The organism is Alcanivorax sp., from assembly GCF_040119285.1.
GTDB lineage: Bacteria > Pseudomonadota > Gammaproteobacteria > Pseudomonadales > Alcanivoracaceae > Alcanivorax.
The window spans coordinates 181673-204846 of sequence record NZ_JBEDTY010000030.1; the positions used below are offsets into that span (position 1 = coordinate 181673).

At 53.6% G+C, this 23174-nt stretch carries 16 protein-coding genes; 3 read left to right on the forward strand and 13 right to left on the reverse strand.

Translation table 11 applies throughout. From position 1 onward, the window contains the following. Nucleotides 1-89: 89 nt before the first annotated feature. From ABNH10_RS09080 to ABNH10_RS09110, 7 genes are all read right to left on the reverse strand, one after another. Nucleotides 90-893, reverse strand: a complete 804-nt coding sequence (locus tag ABNH10_RS09080) for an HvfC family RiPP maturation protein (protein ID WP_349385639.1) — start codon at nt 891-893, stop codon at nt 90-92. Then, nucleotides 890-1789, reverse strand: coding sequence for an HvfB family MNIO-type RiPP peptide maturase (locus ABNH10_RS09085; protein WP_349385640.1), 900 nt, complete (start codon nt 1787-1789; stop codon nt 890-892). Before ABNH10_RS09085 ends, ABNH10_RS09080 begins: the two co-directional genes overlap by 4 nt. Nucleotides 1790-1801: 12 nt before the next feature. Continuing rightward, on the reverse strand, nt 1802-2083 hold the full coding sequence (locus ABNH10_RS09090; protein WP_349385641.1) for an HvfA family oxazolone/thioamide-modified RiPP metallophore: 282 nt from the start codon (nt 2081-2083) through the stop codon (nt 1802-1804). A gap of 146 nt (nt 2084-2229) precedes the next feature. After that, nucleotides 2230-3360 (reverse strand): beta-ketoacyl-ACP synthase III, encoded by a 1131-nt coding sequence (locus tag ABNH10_RS09095; RefSeq protein WP_349385642.1) that lies wholly within the window; start codon nt 3358-3360, stop codon nt 2230-2232. Between the two features lie 206 nt (nt 3361-3566). Then, complete coding sequence (gene hrpA, locus ABNH10_RS09100) at nt 3567-7517, reverse strand: ATP-dependent RNA helicase HrpA (RefSeq protein WP_349385643.1); 3951 nt, start codon at nt 7515-7517, stop codon at nt 3567-3569. A 120-nt stretch (nt 7518-7637) separates the two neighbouring features. Further along, nucleotides 7638-9428, reverse strand: coding sequence for a M61 family metallopeptidase (locus ABNH10_RS09105; RefSeq protein ID WP_349385644.1), 1791 nt, complete (start codon nt 9426-9428; stop codon nt 7638-7640). A 196-nt stretch (nt 9429-9624) separates the two neighbouring features. Next, complete coding sequence (locus tag ABNH10_RS09110) at nt 9625-10017, reverse strand: hypothetical protein (RefSeq protein ID WP_349385645.1); 393 nt, start codon at nt 10015-10017, stop codon at nt 9625-9627. A 213-nt stretch (nt 10018-10230) separates the two neighbouring features. Here ABNH10_RS09110 and ABNH10_RS09115 point away from each other — a divergent pair, with 213 nt between their 5' ends. Beyond that, nucleotides 10231-11157, forward strand: a complete 927-nt coding sequence (locus tag ABNH10_RS09115) for an alpha/beta hydrolase (protein ID WP_349385646.1) — start codon at nt 10231-10233, stop codon at nt 11155-11157. Between the two features lie 147 nt (nt 11158-11304). On the opposite strand, the gene ABNH10_RS09120 is transcribed toward ABNH10_RS09115, so the two are convergent. The 6 genes from ABNH10_RS09120 to ABNH10_RS09150 all read right to left on the reverse strand — a co-directional run bounded on the left by ABNH10_RS09120 (nt 11305) and on the right by ABNH10_RS09150 (nt 20158). Continuing rightward, nucleotides 11305-11592, reverse strand: coding sequence for a sll1863 family stress response protein (locus ABNH10_RS09120; RefSeq protein ID WP_349385647.1), 288 nt, complete (start codon nt 11590-11592; stop codon nt 11305-11307). An 81-nt stretch (nt 11593-11673) separates the two neighbouring features. Beyond that, the gene (locus ABNH10_RS09125) at nt 11674-13767 is read right to left on the reverse strand and encodes an MltF family protein (RefSeq protein WP_349385648.1); all 2094 of its coding nucleotides are present in this window, start codon (nt 13765-13767) and stop codon (nt 11674-11676) included. 406 nt (nt 13768-14173) lie between these two features. Then, complete coding sequence (locus tag ABNH10_RS09130) at nt 14174-15664, reverse strand: thrombospondin type 3 repeat-containing protein (protein ID WP_349385649.1); 1491 nt, start codon at nt 15662-15664, stop codon at nt 14174-14176. A gap of 26 nt (nt 15665-15690) precedes the next feature. Then, entirely contained in the window at nt 15691-16776 is a 1086-nt protein-coding gene (locus tag ABNH10_RS09135) for an OmpA family protein (RefSeq protein WP_349385650.1), read from the reverse strand. 477 nt (nt 16777-17253) lie between these two features. Continuing rightward, nucleotides 17254-19053: an Ig-like domain-containing protein gene (locus ABNH10_RS09140; protein WP_502877123.1), complete on the reverse strand. Its 1800-nt coding sequence runs from the start codon at nt 19051-19053 to the stop codon at nt 17254-17256. A gap of 10 nt (nt 19054-19063) precedes the next feature. Further along, entirely contained in the window at nt 19064-20158 is a 1095-nt protein-coding gene (locus ABNH10_RS09150) for an OmpA family protein (protein WP_349385651.1), read from the reverse strand. A gap of 240 nt (nt 20159-20398) precedes the next feature. Between ABNH10_RS09150 and ABNH10_RS09155 the strand changes: the two genes are divergently transcribed. Then, on the forward strand, nt 20399-22402 hold the full coding sequence (locus tag ABNH10_RS09155) for a neutral/alkaline non-lysosomal ceramidase N-terminal domain-containing protein (RefSeq protein ID WP_349385652.1): 2004 nt from the start codon (nt 20399-20401) through the stop codon (nt 22400-22402). 116 nt (nt 22403-22518) lie between these two features. Then, nucleotides 22519-23127 (forward strand): hypothetical protein, encoded by a 609-nt coding sequence (locus ABNH10_RS09160; RefSeq protein ID WP_349385653.1) that lies wholly within the window; start codon nt 22519-22521, stop codon nt 23125-23127. The last annotated feature ends 47 nt before the right edge of the window (nt 23128-23174 follow it).

Here is a 23174-nt window from a genome sequence, read left to right on the forward strand (position 1 = left end):
TTGTTATATCCAGCGCTAAAGATGAATGATGGAAGCCAGAAATAGGAGAAGTCGCCACAGGCGCAAGAGAGCCCGCAACATCGGGAAATTCAACCTCGTATGCAGGGGTCATCAGTGGAATCTTTGATCCGACTCAATGAAGCTCCTATCAGGATGTCCCGCTCGCACATTTGTTGCAGAATATCACAGGCAAAAACCTCCAAGGCCGCCACATCCGCAAACTGCATTTCTTCGGCGAGGCGCGCCACTGCCGCTTTACCGGTAGCCCCGGGATGCTCATTAATCAACTGCAAGAGCCGGGCCGTTGGCGCATTGATTTCCATAAAGCGAACGTCATCTTTACGGTCACGATAAACCAATAGCCAGACCGGCTGTTCCAACGCTTGCTGTGGTTGAAACTCAGCGCAGATACGGTGGACAGGGAAAGGATAACTCAATATTTCATGCAAGGGGCTAAGCTGGGGAATTGTGTGGAGAAGATCTCCCTCGGGGTGAAATTCGGTGTCTGGGAATGTCTCGGTGGAAGCATCAAGCACCAGCTCCATCCACTCGTAATGGGCTAGCTCCAGGATAAAAACGGGGTCGCCGGGCTCACTGCCCTGCCCACTCGCCAGAAAGCTGACAAACTCTTGGGGAATCTGCAGAAAATACGGGGTCTTGCTGGTGTGATTTTCAAAAAAAGATCGAGCCAGGCGCAGCCAACGGTCGTGGTCTAGCAAACTGTGTAATACAGGGAACCCTTGACGAAGAAAGCCATTCACATTATTGAAAAACAGGTTGCGGTAAACCTCCAAACGTCGATCTTCAATACCCGTGGGCGCAGGATGTCGGTCCGGGTTACGCAAGTGCGCGGCCAATTCACGCTGTAGTCTCTGGAAATTTTTGCCTTTCATGGTTGCGCAGACTTTTGCGAATCCACCGGGTGGATCGCCGCGCTGGGATAAAGCTGCTGGTAACTACCGATCTTGAGAAGCTCAGCAAACAAGGTGGCATTGTCCGGAATATTAAAGTCTCTCTCCAGCAATGTGGGGAGCGAGCCAAATGTCTGGTAAGCATGATCAAGAAGCGTCCAAACAGGATCGATCACATCACTGCCATGGGTATCCACTTTCAAGTCTTCTGCTTCATCAAAATGGCCGGCGATATGCAAATAACAAATCCGATCACCCGGCAAGGCGGAAATAAAATCGTGAGGGTCGTAGCCATGATTAATACCGTTCACATAGGCATTATTCACATCCAGCAGCAACTCGCAGTCTGCTTCTTTCAATACCGCATTCACAAAATCGATTTCAGACATCTGTGCACCCGGGGCCGAATTCCCCAACTGCGCATAATAACTAACATGTTCAATACCAATAGGTTGTTCGAGAAAATCCTGCACCTGACGAATACGATCCGCCACATAATGCACTGCCTCTTGCGTAAAGGGGATAGGCATCAAATCATAGAGATGGCCATGGTCACTGCAGTAACTCAAGTGTTCCGTATAGCGACGAACATTGTGTTCTTTAAGAAACGACTTCACCGATTTCAATAATTCAAAATCCAGCGGCTCTGGCCCACCCAGTGACAGACTCAGCCCATGAGTAACAAAAGGATAGCGCTCGGTAAAAGCACGAAACTCTTTACCCAGTCGACCGCCCATGGGTATCCAGTTCTCTGGTGCCACTTCCATAAAATCGAACGGAATGCTATCAGGGGCGCAATCATGAGCTTGTGAAAGCGGGTCCATAAGGGCCCGCCGAAGACCCAGGCCCACACCGGACACTGGTGTCTTAGTTTCCATGGTCAGGTACCTTTATGCGTCACCGCCGCATGTACCCTCACCACATTTCCCTTCGCCTTTCTTGTCTTCGTCCTTTTTATCTTCGCCACATTTACCTTCAGCACCTTTCTCACCGCAGTTACCTTCGGCTTTCTTGTCTTCAGCGTGATGGGCCGCCAGCTGATAACCGGCACTCAGGTCAGAAGCGGCAAACGGGTTTTCCGCTGCATGGGCAACGGGCGCAGACAGCGCAGACGCAACAACAGCAGCACCAACGGTGGCGGCAAGGGGGTTTAATTTGCTCAGCTTAGCCATGTTCATTCTCCGTATTTATTTATTAAGGGCTCAAAAGCGCCCTTCCACAGACACTATAGGGATGCTGACGTGAGGTAAACGTTACGGCCGCAGGGCTAAGGCCGCAAAATGCGGCCTTTATGAAGCAAAAGTGAATCGAGTAACACTTATTTAATGCGATTCACAATCACACTGCCGATAGAGTAACCGGCACCGAATGAACAGATTACCCCTTTGGTGTCCACCGGCAAATCCTCGTTGTGCTTGTGGAAAGCAATAATAGAACCCGCCGAGCTGGTATTGGCATAAGCATCCAAAATCACCGGTGCTTCTTCTCGGGTTGCTGGGCGCCCTAGTACGCGCTTAGAAATCAGCTCGTTCATTGCCAGGTTGGCCTGATGAAGCCACATTCGAGTGACAGACTCTACCGGCACCTGGGTATCGTCCAGGTGAGAACTGATCTGTTCCGCTACCATCGGACAGACCTCTCTGAACACCTTTCGCCCTTCCTGCCGGAACAGCTTGTCACGGGCACCGACGCCGCGCTCATCGGTTCGATTCAAAAAGCCAAAATTATTACGAATATTGCTGGAAAATTTGGTTTGCAGGCGGGTGCCCAAAATTTCCCATTGATTGCTGGAGGTGGCATCTTCCTTGCGCTCAAGAATCACCGCCGTGGCCACATCTCCAAAAATAAAGTGGCAGTCACGGTCTTCCCAAGCCAAGTGGGCAGAACAGATTTCCGGGTTCACCATAAGCACCCGCCGGGCGCTACCATTACGGATGGCATCTACCCCGGCCTGGATACCGAAAGTGGCACTGGAGCACGCCACGTTCATATCGTAGCCCCACCCGTGATCCATGCCCAAAGCCGCTTGCACTTCCACAGCCATGGCTGGGTAGGGACGCTGCAAGTTAGAACAAGCAACCAGCACGGCATCTAGATCGTTGGCTGTTAGGCCCGCATTGTCCAGCGCCTGCTTGGCGGCGGTAACAGCGATTTCAGCCTGAATAGACACCTCATCATCAGTGCGCTCGTCTATCCGGGGAGCGAGACGATCGGGGTCGAGGACACCCGTTTTGTCAATCACGTAGCGTTGTTTGATCCCGGAAGCTTTTTCAATGAAAGCGCTATTGGATGGGCCCAGAGCCTCCAGTTCACCCGCTTCGATAGCTTGTGCGTTGCGGGCATTATACCGCTTCACATATTCGTTGAAGGATTCCACCAGCTCATCGTTGGTGATGGTCTGGTCCGGCGTCCACAGGCCGGTGCCACTGATTACCACGGAATAGCTCACAAGCAAGTCCTCACACTAATGCAGGGCCAGCTGCCCTGCTACAGCACATTAAATAATGGGTCGATTATCCGGGTTCAACGGGCGCGGCGCAAAGGCAGTAGGGCCCATTTTATTGGTTGTTACTGTCGTTAAGAGGCACGCATGCGCCTTCCCCCTACAGCTTAATAACGTCACCGTGCATCACGATCAGCGCATATTAACCCCGTTCAGCATAGCTCCCACTGTTTATTCAGCCGCTTCGCCGACACTGATAGCTTGGTGCCCAACTGTTGCGCAAAGAGGCTGACCCGGTATTCCTGTAACATCCAGAAATACTGTTGAAGAGGCTCAGACTGCTTCCAGAGCGGCTCGCCAGCGGCACGGGTCTCGTGTTGTTTACTATACGCCTCCAGTTCAGCACTGAGAGTGCGATCCTTGCCTATTTGCCCCCCCAGTTTTTCCAGGCGGTGATCAATCGCCGTCAATAACCGGGGGTATTCCTGCAGCCACTCCCAAGGCATTTGCAGCAATACATCATCAGGAAACAGGCAGGCCAGTTGCTGTTTAAGATCCCGATGAGCATGGGCCCAGGCCAATGGAAAATTCTTTTCCAACTTGCCCATCAGCTGCCGGTAATGGGCGAAGAGTTTACCCATAATGCTCAATTGTTGCTGCGCCCAAGGCACAAAGTCACCACGATGGTCGTTGAGCCGATGTCGAAACGCGGCCTCACTGCGCACCGGCTCGTGTAGCTGAAAATGCTCAGCCAACACGCGTAGCAAGGCGTGATCCAGGGCCTGACGCGCCATGACTCCCTTCTCGGTTTTCAGCTTTTGAAACCCCGCCATTTGCGCAGCCTGCTTACGAAGGTCTCGTAGCTGCACGGTCAACTTGAAGCCCAGCAGGCGGGCAGTTCCCCAACGATGCGCCCACGCAGCATCAATTTCATTGTCACGATATTGCAACTCCACATCACTGCCGGTATCCGCAAGGGCCGGGAAACGCCGCACAATCATACCACCCAGATCCTGGTCCTGATTCTCCGGCAAATCACCAAATAGCCATTCCTGACCACGCAATGCCGGTGCCTCTTGCTTGGGTTTGGGCAAGTCTTGAGTGGCGCCGGCCAAGCGATCTTTTACCTCCCCCAGGTTACGCCCTTGAGCCAGTACCTTGCGTTGCCCATCTACCCGGTCCACCACCTGAATAAACATACGCAGATGGTCCGCCAGGTTGCCGGTCTGCCACTCCTCCTGTTCGATACGCAAACCACTCATGCGTTGCAGCTCGCGGGTCATGGCAGGCAGCAACGGCTCATCCGCAGACAGGGTTTCCATCAAGGCGCTAACATAATCCGGTACCGGGACAAAATGTCGGCGACGTGCTTTGGGCAAGGCACGAATCAAGGCTTCCAGCTTTTCACGCAGCAAACCAGGCACCAACCAATCAAGGCGAGATTCTGATATCTGATTCAACGCCGCCAGCGGCACAATCAGGGTGACCCCATCGCGCTCTCCGGTCGGGTCGAAACTGTATTCCAGCGGCAGGCGAAGTTCATCGAGCTTGAGTTGATCAGGGAACTGATCATTGCCCAAATCCGGGCTACGGGAGAGCAGAAAGCCATCGTCCATGAATAAAGCGTCTTTCTGCTCTGCAGTCGCACGCTTGTTATACCAATTCATCAGCCCGGCCACGGTATGAACATCGCCGGGCAAGCGCGCATCGTAGAACGCCACCCTTGCCTCTTCATCCACAAGAATGTCCCGGCGACGAAGTTTGTGCTCCATGTCTTCCAGGGTTTCAAAGCGCTCTCGGTTTGCTTTCACAAACGGCGGCTCACGATGCAGTTGCCCCATGACCAGGCCTTCACGAATCATCAGCTCCCGGGATTCCACCGGCTGAATCGGCCCGTAATTTACGCCCCGGCCACTGGCCAAAATCAGACCGAAAAGATTGACCTGCTCCTTGGCCATGGCGCAGCCGCGCTTTTTCGACCAGTGAGGTTCGAAATAGTGACGCTTAAGCAAATGCCCGGCGCCCTCCTCGACCCACAGCGGATCGATCTTTGCCACCGTCCGCGCAAATAAGCGGCTGGTTTCCACCTGCTCTGCAGCCATCAGCCAGCGTGCCTTGGTTCTCGATAACGATGAGCCCGGCCACACCAGCGGTTTACGGTTACGGGTTGAAAGCCACTCGCCCTCTTCCGTGCGCTGCATAACATTGGCCAACAAGCCCGTCAGCAACGCCTTGTGCAACGGCGCATACAGCGGTGACGGAGATTCTTTGGCCGCGCTTTTATTGTCTGCCTTATCCGGTTCGGTTAATGATAAACCTGAATCAATCGGCGCATTAAGCGTCCAGCCTTGCTCTTTCGCCAGCAACAACAGCTGGCGATGGGTATCACGCCATTCGCGCATACGCGTGGGAGACAGGAAGGTTTTTTTGAGCTGCTTTTCGTATTGGTTACGGCTCAGGGCTTCTCGCTGTGCATCCGCCCACTGCCACAGCTTCACGAAGAACAGAAAATCCGATTCCTTGTCGGTAAATGGCTGGTGGGCCTGGTCCGCCTGTTGCTGTTTATCGTGAGGCCGCTCGCGGGGGTCTTGAGCCGCCAGTGCTGAAACCACAATCAGAGCTTCACGTAGCACTTTCTTCTCTGCTGCCGCCACCAGCATTCGGCCCAGTGTCGGGTCCAGTGGGAAGCGGGCCAGTTGTCGGCCCAGGGCGGTCAGCGTCTGCTTTTCCGTTAGCGCACCGAGTTCATCCAGCAACCGATAACCGTCCCGAACCAAACGGCCGTCCGGTGGCTCAATAAAAGGAAAGTCTTCCACCTTCCCCAGGCGAAGATCTGACATTTGCAGAATGACAGCACCGAGATTGGTTCGCTGAATTTCCGGGTCGGTGAACGCCGGGCGATTAAGAAAATCGTCCTCATCATACAAACGGAAACAAATGCCGGGCATCACCCGCCCACTTCGCCCTGCCCGCTGGTTGGCACTGGCCTGGCTCACCGGCTCCACCGGCAAACGCTGGACCTTGGAATGCACGCTATAGCGGCTGATACGGGCGGTGCCTGCATCAATCACATAGCGAATGCCCGGTACCGTTAACGACGTTTCTGCCACATTGGTACTGAGCACCACGCGGCGACCACGATGTGCTGAAAATATGCGGTGCTGCTCAGCCTGGCTAAGACGAGCATAGAGCGGCAAAATTTCCATATCACGCAAGCTGGAACCATGGGTGACACAGCGTTTCAGGTGATGGTGGACATCGCGGATATCACGCTCGCCAGCCAGAAACACCAGCACGTCCCGAGCCATGGGCAAACCTTCACTGCGCTCTTCTCGCTGAATTTCCAATAGAACGTCTTCAATCTGGCGAGACAGCTCCTGCCCTTCCGCTGGTGGCCGATAGCGCATTTCCACCGGAAAGGTTCGGCCGGACACTTCCAGCACCGGGGCGCCCCCAAAGTGTTCAGCAAAGCGCTGATGGTCGATGGTGGCCGAGGTAATAATGACTTTCAGGTCAGGCCGGCGCGGTAGTAACTGCTTGAGGTAACCCAACAAGAAGTCAATATTCAGGCTGCGCTCATGGGCTTCATCAATAATCAGCGTATCGTACTGATTCAAAAACCGATCTTGCTGAATTTCATTGAGCAGCATGCCATCGGTCAGCACCTTGATTAACGAATGCTCGCTCACCTGTTCAGAAAAGCGCACCTTGAAACCCACCGTGCTACCCAGAGGGCTATGCAACTCTTCGGCCACCCGGCTGGCCACCGCCCTCGCGGCCAGTCGGCGGGGCTGGGTATGCCCAATAGTGCCTTCAATACCCCGGCCCAACTCCAAACAAATCTTGGGAAGCTGGGTGGTTTTACCGGACCCGGTTTCCCCGGCAATCACCACCACCTGATGATCGTTAATCGCTTGCTTGATCTCATCGCGGCTGGCCACCACCGGCAAATCCGGCCACTCAAGAGCGGGCACCGAGGCCAACCGTTGTTCGCGGCTAGCCAGAGAGTTGGCGAGGGCCGTGGCGACTTTATCCATGGCCTTATCATTGCGCTTCTCTGCAGACAGGCGTGCCAGCCCATCAAGGCGTTTTTTCAGACGAAAACGGTCAGCCCGGCGTACGTCGTCGAGTTGCTCGTAAAGCGATTTCAGGGTGTCGGTCATTTAAATACCGCTGTGCGGGAGCACTTCTGGAGCCACGAACCAGAGGAGAAAACTTTCTCCTGCCAACGTTCACGCCTCTAGAGCCGCGCTCCTACAGATAAAAAATGGATGTTCATGCTGCTATTGTGCGTGAAGCCACCTACGGCCTTTCTCGGTCAACCCGCCTTTAGCAATGGTCAGAAAGGCCGTGCTGGGCTCGGAGGTTTCCACCTGAACCTTAAATCGCATTAACTCGTCACGGCGAAAAGCATGAATCTCCAAGGATTCTCCAGGCAGGAAACATGACAGTAAGTCATCGATATTTTGAGTGGTCGCCTGCAGACCATCCACGGCAATAATCACATCACCGGCAGACAACCCGGCGGCCATGGCCGCACCTTGCTCAAAAGCCACCGCGATCTTCGCGCCCATCACATCGGGCACCAGCCGAACCCCCAGATGGGGAACACCCTCTTTACCCGGCTTGCCGCCGTTATCCCCATGACCTGCTGCACTGCGCCAGTGCAGTTCCACGCCGCGCTGAGCCAGCAGTTCGGCTAACGGCAGGTCCTCGGTGCGGTACAACGCCAAATCAAAAAAATCGCTCATGTCCGTGCCTGCGATTTCTTCGGCAAGCGGCTGGACACCCTGCTCAGGAACGCCTTCGCCAGTTTGACCGTAACGCTGCCACAACACGCGCATCAGATCGTCCAGGGTTTTCTTTTCGCCAGTCAGGTTACGCAGAGTCAAATCCAGTGCCAGCGCCACCAATGAGCCCTTGGTGTAATAGCTGACAATGGCATTGGGGGCATTCTCGTCTTGCTTATAGAAGCGGGTCCAGGCATCAAAACTGGATTCAGTCACCGTTTGCTTGTACCGCCCTTGCCCCCGGTAAACTCGAGTCAGTGTCTGCCCTAACAGCTCCAGGTAGCTTTGTGGTGACACCAGCCCGGTTCGCGTCAAAGACAGATCATCGTAATAACTGGTAATCCCTTCAAAGGCCCACAGTAATTCGGTATGCACTTCCTGTGACAAATCAAAGGGAGTAAACGCCGCAGGTTTTATGCGCTTTATGTTCCAGGTATGAAAATACTCATGGCTGCACAACCCTAAATACGAGCGATAGCCATCACGGACTTTGCCCGGTTCATCGCTACGGCGAGGTAAATCATCACGGGGGCACATCAGGCTGGTGGAGTTACGATGCTCCAGACCGCCATAGCCATTGCCGGTAACCAGCGTCATAAAGACGTAACGATCCATAGGCGCCGGCTCACCGAACATGCGGATGTGGTGCTCGCAAATCGGTTTCAGATCGCGACACAAGCGGGCTGTGTCTGTCTTGTGTCGGCCGGCCAACACCACCCAATGAGGCACTCCGCAAGCCTCGAACTGGGCGTATTCGAACGGCCCCATTTCTACTGGATAGTCGATCAAGGCATCGTAATTTTCGGCCTGAAATTGGCCAAAATCCAGCTCGGAACCGGACTGACGCGGCAGCCCGGTGGCCACCTGCCAACCATTATAGGCATGCCCTTGCGGGGCTACGATCTCTACCTGGCAAGGTTGATCTTCATGGCCCATGGCCGCGAGAAAAACACAGCTACCATTGAAATAGCCGTGGGTGGTATCCAGGTGCGCGCCGCGTACCGACAGATCCCACGCATATACTTGATATTGCAGTTGCACCGGCCCGTCGCAGGGAGGCAGCTGCCAGGTCTGTTTGTCTCGCTTGGCCACTGGCAGGCTTTCGCCGTGACAGCTGGCTTGCACATGAACAATGTGGCGGGCGAAATCGCGAATCATATAGCTACCAGGAATCCAAGCGGGCAGGCTAAACGCCTGCCCTTCAGGCATCGGCTCCGCCACCGTCAGGGTAACTTCGAACAAATGCGCCTCTGGGCGCAAGGGGCGAATCCGATATTCAATCATGAAAACTCCTGACAATAATTCCTGAAACAGCACCGGGGGCCTCTGGCCCCCGGTCGATGATGAAAGCCGGTCGATAATGAAAGAGAGTGGCGCTGATCATGTCATTTTCGACCCTACGCGCCACAATGGCGTCGACACTACCGGCCCACCCTGCAAATCGCGAGGGTGAGCGCGGCCAATTTCACTCTCCCCAATTTCACTCTCCATAGTAGCCCTTCCGGCCGGAGCCCGTATAGGTTCGACTCCGGGAAGTACTCTTGTCGTGCTGAAATAGCTTGAGTGATGGTGGCATCCGGGCGTACAAAATAAGGCTGTAGCATCGCACCAGACACCGCGGTATAAGCAGCGAAATTGGTGCCACCTTGGTGTAATGCATTTCTTCCTTGATATCGGTAATACTGGTACCCGGCGCCACTTCGTCGCCTTTGACGGTAATACCCGCTGGCCTTTGCTTGCGGGCTTTACCAGTGCTGTAATCGTCGCCTAACACTAGGGCTGACACCGCCACTGGCACACCTTGTGCTTTTAGAGCAGCAACACCGTTGGGCTCCGGTATAACACTGGCCTGCGGTTCATTGATCACAGCCAAGCCAGACCCTAATAACCGCATCGCCCGCTTGGTGGCCCTTGGCACGGGCAGAATCACCAACCAAAATTACTTACCGTAGTGTTAGCGCCCCCAGCAAGGCCACCACGAAAACCATCAGGCGATCTTTTATTCTTGCTATCATCGTTCTTCCTTGCTGAGATTTCTTGACCTTTCCTCGGCAATAGCGCACGTTTTGCGCAGCCGGAGACCATTATGACTGAACAGATTATCTATCACACCACAGACGACAACCACGTTGTCGCCGTCCATTACTGGCCCTGCAAGCCTGCCACAGCCAAGGGCACGGTAATCTGGCTACACGGCATGTCCGAACACGGCTCACGATATCAACACTTGGCAGAGGCATTGAATGCATCTGGCTGGAACCTCTATTGTCCGGATCACCGAGGTCATGGTGCCAGCATCAATGATGCATGCCCCGCCGGCCACATTGGTGACCAACACGGCTGGCAGCACCTTGTGAATGATGTGGCCAGCGTCCTCCATTTGAGCAAAGAAAATCACCCACAATTACCCGTCGTACTGGGCGGGCACAGCATGGGCTCGTTTATCGCTCTGGCCACGGCTGAACAACATGGTGATGCTCTGGCTGGCTTGGTCATGTGTGCCAGTGATTATCATCCCGGCGCCTATTACCGGTTAATGGCCCTTCCCGTAAAGTTCGAACGTATGCGCTGGGGAAAACGCCATCCCAGCCCGTTGATACGCAAGCTCACCTTTGGCACTTGGGCCACCCGCGTACCGGAAGCTAGCACCGAGTTTGATTGGCTAAGTGCCGATGCCGAAGAGGTGAAACGCTATATCAATGACCCGCTCTGTGGTTTCGATTGCAGTACGGAAACCTGGGTACAACTGGTTACTGCCATGCGTCGTATTCAAAGCATTACCGGTTTGTCAGAACTGCCAGCAACCCTGCCCGTTCTGTTGCTCGGTGGCGAGCAGGACCCGATGAGCGACAATGGCAAAGGAATGATGGCGCTTGAAAAAGTGTTGCATGCCATGGAACAACCGCTCAAGGCTCATTTCTGGCCTGAGGGCCGGCATGAAATTCTTAACGATCATTGCCGGCAGGAAGTACAGCAAGCGATCACTGATTGGCTGGCTGAGTGCACACAGTAAATCGGCACACCGGAATACGCTTTGCTAGATAGCAGAGGAAGCCGCCACACGCTGTGGTCAGCGTTTATCTTTGGCTAGAGCAACAGACGTTTAGTGCTCACATAAAAAAACCGGGCTTTTGCCCGGTTTTTTTATGTCTACCTGAGACTATTTGAATACGCTGTTCTTGATATCTTTCAGCCCATCCATAGTGCTATCCCAAGTTTTTTCTACGCTGTCTTTTACTTCTTCCCAGCGAGAGTTACTTTCGTCGCTCACCTTATCCAGCTGCTCAGATAACTCCTTGCGCTTTTCTTTCAGTTCAAGCTTGCGGTCTTCCCACTTATGGCGCACATCTTCGCCTGCTTGTTCCGCTTTAACTTGCAACTGATCGAATTCGTTATCCAGCTCGTTCAGCTTGCCCTTCACTTTTTCGATGAAAGCGTTGCGATCCATCACAATCTCCTTCAATGGGTGTGTACCACAGAGTATGGAGTTCTTTTCCGGCTTTTCCATGGCCCCATTGTAAAAATCCCGTTAAAGCTGAGACGGTTCCTGTTCCCCCAACGCTGCCACATAACCCAGGTATCGATTTTTAATTTCTCTCACGTATTTCACCGGCTCACTGCCTCGCACATAGCCATAACGAGCCTGCCGAGCGTACTGGGGTTTGGCCAGCAACAGCATGGCCTCTTCCACATGGCCGAACCACTTGTCAGGATCCTTACCCAGCCGTTGCGCCAACCGGCGCGCGTCTTCCACATGGCCGTGCCCAGCATTGTACGCCGCCAAGGTAAAGTAGAGCTTTTCTGCCAGATCCAACCGCGCAGGAAAACGCTGCTCAAGCCAGTCGATATAAGCCAGGCCCGCGGATACCCCGTTTTCCGGGTTGGCCAAATTGCTGTAACCGAATTGCCGGCCTGTTCGCGGCATGACTTGCATCAAGCCCTGGGCGCCGGCGAATGATCGAGCTTTTGGGTTAAAGTGACTTTCCTGATACATCTGAGAGGTAATTAAACGCCAATCAAGCCCGTACTGGAGCGATTTCTCCCGCACCAGTTCATCATAGGGCGAAATATCTCGGCCAGCCTCCACCCGGTAGGCCTCGTGAGCAGCAATGGTTTTCTTTTCTTTGAAGTAACGATTATAAGTCACGTTATAAAACAGACCCCGATAGCCCCGCTTGATGTAATTATTCAGTTGCTTACGCAATTTTTTCTGAGGTTTACGAGTGGCCCAGGCAATCTCTTTGGGGGGTTCGAACTGGAACAAAACGGCAATATCGTCCCGGTAGGTGGATTCCATAGCCGCCAGATGGCTATCCGCCATGGTCAAGTCATATTCATCATTGGCCACCCCTTCAATCAGCATTTCAGTACTGGCCTGAAGAACTTCGTGAATATCAAACTGTAGCCCAGCGGCCTGCAGACCTTTTAGCGTGTCGTAATAGGCCGTTTCCGGATTAACCGCCACGGTGCGCCCAGCCAAGCCTTGTACCGATTCCAGTGGCATATCGCTGGCTTCACCGATCAGTTGCTCGTTCACTTCTAAGTAACGATTGCTAAACACCCAGCCGGCCTGTTGCCGCTCAGGCGTCACCGTCATCGATGCAGCAATAACATCGCCCTCGCCCGCTTCCAATGCAGCAAACATGGCCAATGGTGTTTCCCGTACCACCACCCGAACCCGCAGGCGATGCTGTTTGGCGAAATCCTTGATCAGATCATAATCAAAGCCCATCAACTCACCACGCCACATAAAGTAGCTGGCCGGGTTATTGGAAGTAATGACTCGCAATACGCCGTGCTCTTGAATTGCCTCCCAGTCACGAGCCTCTTCGCTGGCTTCAGACGTAATGACCCGCTCACTAGTAATGTACTGATTGATTTGATCAAGCAACTCTGTGCTATCTGGCCGAACCGCCCAAGCAATGCGGCGTTTACGATTCACCACCGGCCCCGCAACCGCTTCGCCGCCCTCCTCCAGCAGGGCATGCAGCATATTGCTGTCGACGATAGAGGCCGCCAATTCACCCTTCGCCACACCAGTGACCAACGCCTCATCAGACATGTTGCCGTCCAGCACTTCGACGCTTAAATCCGGATGCCGTTTGGCCAGCTTAATGGCGGTCTCCTGGTAGGCCGATCCGTCCGGCACAGACACACTAAGGGGGCCCATTTCAGCCAGCGGCAGGTCCGCCAACCCCCGTGGCACCACCATGCGCTCCTGTACCGCGTTAACCGGGGTAGAAAACGCAAGCGTCTCCTGCCGGGCATTGGTCACCGAATAATTGGTGACAATGATATCGGCCATACCCTGGTTGATCAGGTCACCCAGTTCAGCAAAATTGTCGGCATACACCCAACGCGGTTCCAGCCCCAGGTGCTCCACAAACGCTTCAGCCTGCTGCTGATATTCACTGGCGGGAATGCCATCGCGGGGAAGCCCCGATGGCTCATCAAAGCGCGGCGCTAAAAGCCGGACAAAACCATGCGCCTGCAGGGCGGGCAAATCACCGGTTTCTTGATAGTTTTCAAAGGTGCTGACGACCTCACCCACCTCCGGCTTGCTGTCACAACCGGCCAGCAGCGTGAACCCAAAAAATATCAGCGTGAATATGCCTAAACGCATGGGCGCCCCCTCTCTCTTCTAGTGTTTATTACTTAGCTCAGAGTACCAGCCTATGGGCATCAGGCGATACTCTTTGGCAAGGGCTGCCCGATCCAAGGTCTCGAGACCCTGCTCAGAGGGCAGCGTTACCAGCAACGGCACAATGACAAACACATCGCCAGGGCAAGAGAAAAGCCCGGCAAAGGGGCTGACACTTAACAAATGGAGGATGGTGAGAAGGAAGAGGAGGATAGACGCTATTTCAATCAGAAAAACGGAGCACAAAAAAAGCCCGAACCACTCGAGTTACAACGCCTTCATTTTAGAAGCATTGTAAGCCGCTTGATTCAGGCCTTTCTCTGCACCTTATTACTAAAGTGCAGAGACCTGCTTTTACATATATCGAACTATATCACTTACGTTCAGATTAGAGTGAAGCAGGCGAGCCAACACACACGTCATGAACACGGAGCTTGGTGTTAAAGTTGAAAACCCCACCATAGTTCATTTGAACTGAGTCAAAAGGCTCTTCGGGTACCGGTGCAGCAAGGAAGCGTTGATCGGTATTAACACCCAAGCCTAACAAGCTTAAACGCAGCACATGGCCGTCAACTGTAGCTGTATCCACAATGTCGCCGTCATTACGAAACACAATAGTCACGAAATCGCCCAATACTTTCGTGTTGATCAATGAGGCATCCGAATCGCTCACCACAAAACCAACAAAGCTATCTGTAATATCGTTGGATTCGTCGATGGCGTTAGCCGCCACATACGCGCCACTGCGTCTGCTGCTGTTCAACCCACCTAGTGACAAGCCCACCTTAATATCGGCGTAAGTGGTGTTATCTTCATCAATGATACGGTCAGGATTGCTCACCTTACAAAGCGTGCATGTACCAAACTCTAAGAACCCGCCCAAGGAACCGCCTTTTGCCGTGTAATTATCACCAGTCAACTGCTGGAAAGTGCTGTCAGCTGAACAGGTGAAACCGTTTTCGTCACACACGTTGCCTGTACCATCGCCATCGTCGTCTTTCTGACTTTCATTAGCAATCGCGGGGCAGTTGTCTTCGGTATCAATGACGCCATCACCATCGGTATCGGTTTGGTCACCGCCACCATCAAAGTCGTCATCACACGCATCACCGATGCCATCGCCATCTCCATCGGACTGGTCGTTGTTGGCAGTATCAGGGCAGTTATCGCTGCTCTCGGTGCCATCGTTATCGATGCCATCACCATCACGGTCGTCATCGCATACATCACCAACCGTATCCATGTCTATATCGGATTGGTCGGTGTTAGGCAGGTTCAGACAGTTATCGTCAACATCCACCACCGTGTCGCCGTCGCGGTCGTCATCACATACATCACCAACGCCATTGGCATCAGTATCGGTTTGGTCGTTGTTGGCAGTGAAGACACAGTTATCGTTGGCATCATCAACGCCATCGCCATCTGAGTCGTCATCACAAACGTCGCCTTTGCCATCGCCATCCACATCACCCTGTTCCGGGTTGAAGACGGCCGGGCAATTATCTACGCCGTCATCGACGCCGTCTTTGTCCTGGTCGCTATCCATATCACAGTCGTCGCCAACACCATCACCATCAGCGTCTTCCTGTAAATCATTAGCGACCAGCGGGCAGTTATCGGCATCATTATCTACGCCATCACCATCACGGTCATCGTCGCAAACGTCGCCGTTACCGTCGCCATCTTGGTCTTCTTGCATGGCGTTCGAGGCAGCAGGACAATTATCCTCGCCATCAGGCACACCATCCGTATCCTGGTCCGCAACATTACCTACGGGGTTATTACTTCCACTGTTGCTATCGCCATCGCCATCGGCATCACAACCAGCCAAGCCCATACCCAGCGTAGCGGCAATCATTACAGTAAATAAGATTTTCATTAATGAGTTCATAATATCCCTATCCCCTATTGTCCATTAACTCGGAATTCAACACGACGATTCATCGCCCGACCGGATGCAGTCTCATTACTGGCAACCGGAACCACTTCACCATAGCCACGGGCAGTCAGTCGCTCTGCCGAGACCCCTTTATCAACCAAATATTGACGCACAGACTTTGCACGACGGTCAGACAACCCTTCGTTGTATTCAGCGCTGCCGGTAGAATCAGTATGGCCTGCGATTTCAACATCAAAGTTAGTCTGGGATTTAAGCGCTGTTACCAGGCGATCCAAAACCGGACGAGAGATCGCTGTAACCTTGGCAGAATTCAGCTCGAAGCCAATATTATTGAAGGTAATGGTCTGGTTGGTTAGCAAACAGCCGTCGCCATCAACTTTGCCGCCCTGAATTGTATTTGGGCACTTGTCACGATTGTCAGGAATGCCGTCGCCATCGCTATCGGGCGCATTAACTTCAACGACTTTTTCAACTTCACGGGTTTCGTAGACGATTTTTTCTACTTCTACGGTCTTGCTGCGACCGAGGGGCAGCTCGAAGCCCAGCGAGAAACGCCAGTCGTTAAAGCCACCCTCGTCTTCTGAGAGAGTTCCTGTAATGCCGTCGAAATCGTCGTACAAATACCGAGCTTCAGCGCGCAGCTTCAAGCCGTTATCAAAGATTGGACCAGTAACCGCACCCAGACCCACATTGGCGTGCAAGTCAACGCCGTCATCGTCATCCGGCACCACATCGTTGTAGACGCCACCGACCTGAGCCAACACGAACGGGGTAAAACCTTCCCGGTCGCCAAAGGCATAAGCCAAACCGGTACTTACTGTGTACTGGTAGTAATCCGCAGCGCCTTCCACTCCTGAATCCAGGCCGTAACCTGCGCCCTCGGTTTCCCACCACCAATGGTCGGACAGCTGACGGCCATAAACCAGGCCTGCGCCAAACCCTTTACGAGACAACTCTCTGTCTTCATCAAGCACCAGATAGTGCAGCATCGGCGCGATATATTGCTTTGTCGCCGTTTCTTCTGCTGCATATCCCTGTGCCGCCAATGCGACACCTGCCACAAATAGCGAAGTATGTATGCTTCCTTTCACGACATCCCCCTTGGGTATGTTAACTAGGCCACGGAATTATACTCAGGATCGTGCGAATAGAAATAAAGACGCAGTACCATTTTTTTGGCATGAAACTCACTTTTTCGGCGTATATTAAAATCCGCCAAATACTCTTATTTGGTGTCTCTCGGATTAGAGTGGCATGAGTAGGGGGACGAGCAATGAATCGATCTAATCGAGCTTCTGGTGGCCTGATCCCGTTCAACCAAACCCACTTCGGGTACCCCTAAGGCGGCTTGTTGATTCATTTATAGAATGGCGATCGGCGCCAGGGTAACGACCCGTTCTTAATGAAGAACAAAGCCTTTTCCTTAGCATTTTCAATAAAGAAACGAGGCGCAGAAGGGATTGAGTGTTTTGAATCAGGAAGCGAAGCTGACTGTTATAGCGGTTTAATAAGGCAACCCCGGGTTGTTTTCAACGCCAGGGCCACCTTATCCAATTTTTTGCCAAGGCTTACTCGCAGGTACGACCCAGCAAGCCTCCAATGGTACAAAGCAGGCTGGGAATCAAACCGTCTTCCGGATCAAGAACGTTCTTCAGAGCAGTAATTAATCCTGGCGATTCACCATTAGCTGGATTGCCCAGCAGCAAGGCAGTAAGCCCCTCTTTAAGCTGACCACCGACCAGTAAGCCCTTCACTGTATCGGCGAGAGTGCCGTCATTTTCGAGCAGGTCACCCAAGGTGTTAACCAGTTCTTGTTGCTCAAGACCCAGCCCGGATAACGCGCCGCCGTCTTCTAACAGAAGGTCCACAATACCTTGTTGGCTATCTGTACCCACTAGGCAAACCGTCCCCAGTGAAGCCTGACAGTCCGGGTTATTCTGCGGTTCGATGAGCAGAGCTGTGAGCAAGCCAGTGACACCGTCTTCGCCCAGCAGCCCTACGAGCCCGCCTTCACCAGCGTCATTGCCCATCAGCAATTCGGTGACGATATCCTGCAAACCCCCATTACCGTCCTCGTCTCCGAGAACCAGAGCTTGAAGCCCGTCCTGCAAATTGCCGGTAGCAAGCGATGTAAGAATAGATTCCAGCGAGCCATCATCATTGTTGAGCAGATCTTCTAAACGCTCAGCCAGAGCATCGGCACCACCAATGTTACCTGCGATAGGACCCAAAGGCCCTGTCTCATCATCAAGCAGTACGTCAACCAGCCCACCAGGATGATCTTCGCCGCCCAGTACGCAAATGCCAGCAACCGGGGTGCTGCAGTTAGTCAGGTCCGCTACGTTATTAGTGGTTTGGAAGTTAACAACAACCGAGTCAGCTAGCGGATCGGCATTTGGATTCACAGCCACAACGCCACCGCCATTAATTGTCAGCCGGTAGTCTGCGCTCTCTTGCAAACCGTCGTCCGGAGTGAAGGTCACCGTCATACCGTCTTCTGACAATCCACAACTGCCGGCCACGGTTTGTTCAACTACACCACCATCGTCCAGTTTCTCAACAACGATAACAGCATCATTGCCCTCACAGCTGAGGGTGGTTTCGTCAACCGGCTGATTGAAGGTCACGCTAGGTTTGATACTCGCACCAACGGCATCGCCTTCCTCAGGGTCAGTGCTCACCACGTCTAAGAAGTTGTTCAGCCCAGTTTCGAAGTTGAACTCTTTCTCGGTTACGGGGGCGCCGTTACCATCAACCAACGGATCACCATTTTCGTCGGTTAAAACCAGATATTTCGGATCAAAGCCAGCCTGAGCACAGGCCTCCGCCTCAACACCGGCAATTTCACTGGCATTGATATAGAACACATAGCTAGTGGCAGCCATCAGGTGAGGCGCTTCAGCTGCGAAGGTTGCCTCATTTCCTGTCACTGCAGGATCAAGAGCCACCGGATCACCAGCCAACGTTTCCAGCCCAATAAATGCACTGTTTTCCAGACTGGTTAAATTCGGTTGATGAGAGAATGTTGCCTGAATCAAGGAGCCAGTAGACACATTGGTAGCGCCATCCGCGGGAATTACCGAGCCAATGTCTACCGTAAATCGTTGCGCCGGATCCTCACAGAAACGCTCTGGGCAGGCATCACCGATGCCGTCGCCGTCAGAATCCGCTTGGCCAGGATTAGGGATGGTAGGGCAATTATCCGTAGTGTCCGGAACACCATCACCATCTTGATCTGTCTGATTTACAACAGGGGTATTCCCGCCAGAGCCTGAAGATCCGTCACCTTCAGCCTCACAGCCAGCAAGACCGGCGCCTAGAAATGCCATCAACGAAAAAGTCATTAGTGTTTTCATTTGATTATTCATAGCCCGTCTCCTATTGCTCACTAACGCGGAATTCAACGCGACGATTCATGGCACGGCCGGATGACGTCTCGTTACTTGCCACCGGAACCATTTCACCGTAGCCACGAGCAGTAAGGCGCTCTGCTGCCACACCGTTATCGATTAGATATTGGCGTACGGCCTTGGCTCGTTTGTCAGAAAGGGTTTCGTTGTATCCTGCACTGCCAGTGCTATCGGTATGGCCTGCAATCTCGACATTGAAATTAGTCTGAGACGTCAATGCTTTACCCAGACGATCGACTAGTGGGCGAGAGGTCGCAGTCAGTTTGGCGGAGTCAAGCTCAAAGCCAATATTGTTAAACGTAATAGTCTGGTTCGTCAGCAAACAGCCGTCGCCGTCCACCTTGCCGCCGGCGATAGTATTCGGGCACTTATCGCGGTTATCTGGAATCCCGTCGCCATCGCTATCGGGCACACTAACTTCGACGATTTTCTCAATCTCACGGGTTTGATAGATAATTTTTTCGACTTCTACGGTCTTGGTTCGGCCAAGAGGCACTTCCAGCCCCAAGGAGAAGCGCCAGTCATTAAAGCCGCCCTCATCTTCAGAAGCGGAACCGGTGACACCATCGAAATCATCGTACATATAACGGGCTTCAGCGCGCAGCTTCAGCCCGTTGTCAGAAATCGGGCCAGTCACAACCCCCAAGCCAACGTTGGCGTGCAGATTGAGGCCATCATCATCATCAGGCACGACGTCGTTATAGGCACCACCGATCTGAGCCAGCACGAATGGCGTGAAGCTTTCACGGTCGCCAAGGGCATAGGCCAAACCCGTGCTTACGGTGTATTGATAGTAATCCGAGGCTCCGTCGACACCGGAATCTTGGCCATAACCCGCGCCTTCAGTTTCCCACCACCAATGCTCAGACAGTTCACGGCCATAAACCAAACCGCCACCCAGGCCTTTGCGGGATAAATCACGGTCTTCGTCCAACACAAGATAATGCAGCATGGGAGCGACATATTGTCGCGTAGTTGGTTCGTTCATGCCCTCTGCAGCAAGGCCCTGTGTCGCTAAAGCAACCCCCGCCGCCAACATGGAAATATGAATATTTGTTTTCATGACTACCCCCCTTGGGTACGAATGATCTGTGCAACCATTGGAATAGGTGGGGGAAGAAAAAAAAATAGAGGTCCGGTGCCGTTACGTTGGAATAATGTTGTGATTCAGTCGATGGTCTTACTTTCTGTATCCAAGCGTAACTTCTCGTATCCTTTACGCCCGCTCAGCGACAGAACTCGCTCATTTGCGCCAACATTGCCAAGTAGGTACTTTGGTACAAAATCATAAAAGCCCCCAATTATGTCTGTTACCCGCTCATCATGTATTTGCCGCTGGTTAGCCTCTATTGGCGTGCTCATCGTTATTGTTGGCTTGGCCCATACCGCTTGGCCCTTTCTATTCTTCCCACGCCAGCAGCTGGATATCACGCTGACACCGCCGCTATCTGCCAGCCAAAATCCCCACCCCGTGGCTGGTATTGCAGAACGCGATATTACCCCACCAATAGGCATGCCCAAATTTGGCTATTCCGCCTGGGCCAAAGCAGCAGACGGCTTTCGCACCCGCCTGAAGGCGCGGGCGTTTTACCTCCATGCCCCCGGCCAAACGCCAATGGCCATTGTGCAATTAGATCTAGGCACCGGTTCTCTGCCGCTTCATCACCGTGTGGCAGAGCGCATTGCACAAAAAACCGATGTTCCAGCCCACGCACTCTCTCTACTGGTGACACACACTCATTCCGGCCCGGGCCAATATCTCGGCAGCGATTTCTACAATGTATTTGGCAGCAACAAACCTGGCTTCGATCCGGCTCTGTTCGCGTTCCTGAGCAAACAGATCGCCGACGCCGTTATTGAGGCCTATTCCTCCCGGCAAGAAGCCCGCTTCGCGGTCGGCCAAAGTGATATCCGCGGCTATACTCGTAATCGTTCTTTAGCGGCCTGGGCGAACAATTTCCCTGGCCGCCAACTCCAAGACGATGACTCGATCATGGCAGTGAACCCCACCATGACGCTGCTACGTATTGACCAACGACAAGGGGACACGTTTGTGCCTGCCGGCGCCTTAAGCCTCTATTCTATTCATGGCACCGCCATTCCTCCTTTTACCCGCCCCTACCATGCGGATGTCTGGCACTGGATCAGCGGTGTGTTGGAAGACGAACTCACCACAACAGCCCCCGGTTTTATCCACGGCGCCGCCCAGGCGACTCATGCAGACAACAATCCGGCCTGGCACGAAGGCCAACGCGGCGACCTAGAGGCCCAGCGCATCGGCGTGGCACTGGGTGAGCACGCAGTACAGCTGTTTCACTCTTTGGCTGGGCAACTTACCCGCGAACTGGATACCGCTGTGGCGAGCCGCCAGCTTAATGTGTTGGAGCAAATTGACACCCAACGGTTCGGGCTCTGTGAGCGCGCCATTGTTGGCGCCTCCGTGGCCGGCGCAGCCAACGGTGACGAAGTGTTCCCGATTTCTTATTTACCTTTCCTGAAAGAAGACTGGCCCCGCCGTTTCTTCACCGATAACTGCCAGGGAGTAAAACAGTGGATGCTCTCCAAGCTGCAATTATTGCTCCCCAAAGAACGTTTCCCTCATCAAGCGCTGTTCCAGATTATTCGCGTTAATGAGCTAGTTCTGGTTCCACTGCCTTGGGAGGTCACTTTGGAAAGCGGCAACCGGTTACGCAGCGCGATTGCCGATACCCTGCCTGTGGGCACTCCCTGGAAAGTAGAAGTTTCCAGCCTGGCCAACGGCTACTTTGGCTATGCTGCTACCCCAGAGGAGTACCAACGGCAATATTATGAAGGTGGCCATACACTCTACGGCCCACATACCCTGGATTTTTTGATTGGCCAGAGCGTTCACCTAAGCCAAGACATGCAACAGTCAGGTGATATCCTCGATATTCCCCGCAAGCAGACCTTTTCGCTGCTCTCTCATCAGTACTTTCCAGAAAGGAAGCAAGCCGCCACCCCCCCTGCTGGGCTGCAGTGGCAAGGCCAACCCGAGCTGCAGCAGGGCGAACCCGCTTCCGGCCCTTACTGGCGCATAACGCTGCTCGCGACACCCGCTGAGCGGCTGGCTCTCACTTCACTACACCTGGGCATTCACTGTCAGGGGCAGCCTGTCGCCACCGACGACGGCGCAGCATTGCAACTGCAATGGCAGCGACAGGGAACAGCGCAAGATGAGTACGAAATACGTTGGTACGCGGATACAGAGGAAACGCACACTGGCTGCAAATTTGCTATCGCCGCAACCCGCAGCGGCCCAACGACCCTATCCCCTGCGATTCCATAGCGCGCAGATAACAAGCACGGGTAAAAGATTGTGCTCCAGTGGATGTGGCGCCTCTGTAGCACTGCTACACTAAAGCCAAGCCATTGAAGGCACCGTATTCGCCGCCGGAGATTTCCATGCGATCGCTTTTCCGATACCTGTTACCTGCCCTACTCGTTGCCGGCTGCGCCAGCACCACGGACGTAACCACCCGCTTCACCGACGACGACACCCACCCACCTTTGGGCACCCTGCTGCTGGTTGCGCACACCCCGGAAGGCAACATTCGCGAAACCTGGGAACTGACCTGCAAAGATATATTTTCAAGTAATTCGTTGACCGTTTTGCTCAGCCATCAGGAATTACCGTTATGGTATGAAGGTGGAAAAGAAAGCATCCTCAACTGGGCGCAAGAAAACGATGTAGAGCGGATTCTGGTAGTTGAGCTTACCCACCTGCTGATCGATGCGGCGGCACCGCCAGCGGCAGGCAACCAGCTTAACCCGATGGACCAATCTGCCGGCGACGTGCAACCGACTTGGCAAGTCGGGATTCGCGGAGGCTTGGCAAAAGCCGAGGTTCCAGACGCCCTGCGGCAACATGGCGCTGAGCTGATCAACGCCGAAGGCAAACCTCTGTGGACGGGTATCGCCACCACCCACGAAGCCAGCAACGCCGTTGCCATTGCCAAAAGCCAATGCTCGGCCCTGCGTCGCACCTTGCGCGAACACGCTCTTGTTCCCTGATTGACCCACGTCTGTCAGGGAACGGTAAAACGGACTCTGACAACGGA

What these genes read in the sequence shown, in the direction of transcription:
- ABNH10_RS09090 (WP_349385641.1), bottom strand. Translation starts at nt 2,083, where the DNA reads ATGGCTAAGCTGAGCAAATTAAACCCCCTTGCCGCCACCGTTGGTGCT.
- ABNH10_RS09140 (WP_502877123.1), bottom strand. Translation starts at nt 19,053, where the DNA reads ATGAATAATCAAATGAAAACACTAATGACTTTTTCGTTGATGGCATTT.
- ABNH10_RS09130 (WP_349385649.1), bottom strand. Translation starts at nt 15,664, where the DNA reads ATGAAAATCTTATTTACTGTAATGATTGCCGCTACGCTGGGTATGGGC.
- ABNH10_RS09150 (WP_349385651.1), bottom strand. Translation starts at nt 20,158, where the DNA reads ATGAAAACAAATATTCATATTTCCATGTTGGCGGCGGGGGTTGCTTTA.
- ABNH10_RS09105 (WP_349385644.1), bottom strand. Translation starts at nt 9,428, where the DNA reads ATGATTGAATATCGGATTCGCCCCTTGCGCCCAGAGGCGCATTTGTTC.
- ABNH10_RS09080 (WP_349385639.1), bottom strand. Translation starts at nt 893, where the DNA reads ATGAAAGGCAAAAATTTCCAGAGACTACAGCGTGAATTGGCCGCGCAC.
- hrpA (WP_349385643.1), bottom strand. Translation starts at nt 7,517, where the DNA reads ATGACCGACACCCTGAAATCGCTTTACGAGCAACTCGACGACGTACGC.
- ABNH10_RS09155 (WP_349385652.1), top strand. Translation starts at nt 20,399, where the DNA reads ATGTCTGTTACCCGCTCATCATGTATTTGCCGCTGGTTAGCCTCTATT.
- ABNH10_RS09120 (WP_349385647.1), bottom strand. Translation starts at nt 11,592, where the DNA reads ATGGATCGCAACGCTTTCATCGAAAAAGTGAAGGGCAAGCTGAACGAG.
- ABNH10_RS09085 (WP_349385640.1), bottom strand. Translation starts at nt 1,789, where the DNA reads ATGGAAACTAAGACACCAGTGTCCGGTGTGGGCCTGGGTCTTCGGCGG.
- ABNH10_RS09115 (WP_349385646.1), top strand. Translation starts at nt 10,231, where the DNA reads ATGACTGAACAGATTATCTATCACACCACAGACGACAACCACGTTGTC.
- ABNH10_RS09125 (WP_349385648.1), bottom strand. Translation starts at nt 13,767, where the DNA reads ATGCGTTTAGGCATATTCACGCTGATATTTTTTGGGTTCACGCTGCTG.
- ABNH10_RS09160 (WP_349385653.1), top strand. Translation starts at nt 22,519, where the DNA reads ATGCGATCGCTTTTCCGATACCTGTTACCTGCCCTACTCGTTGCCGGC.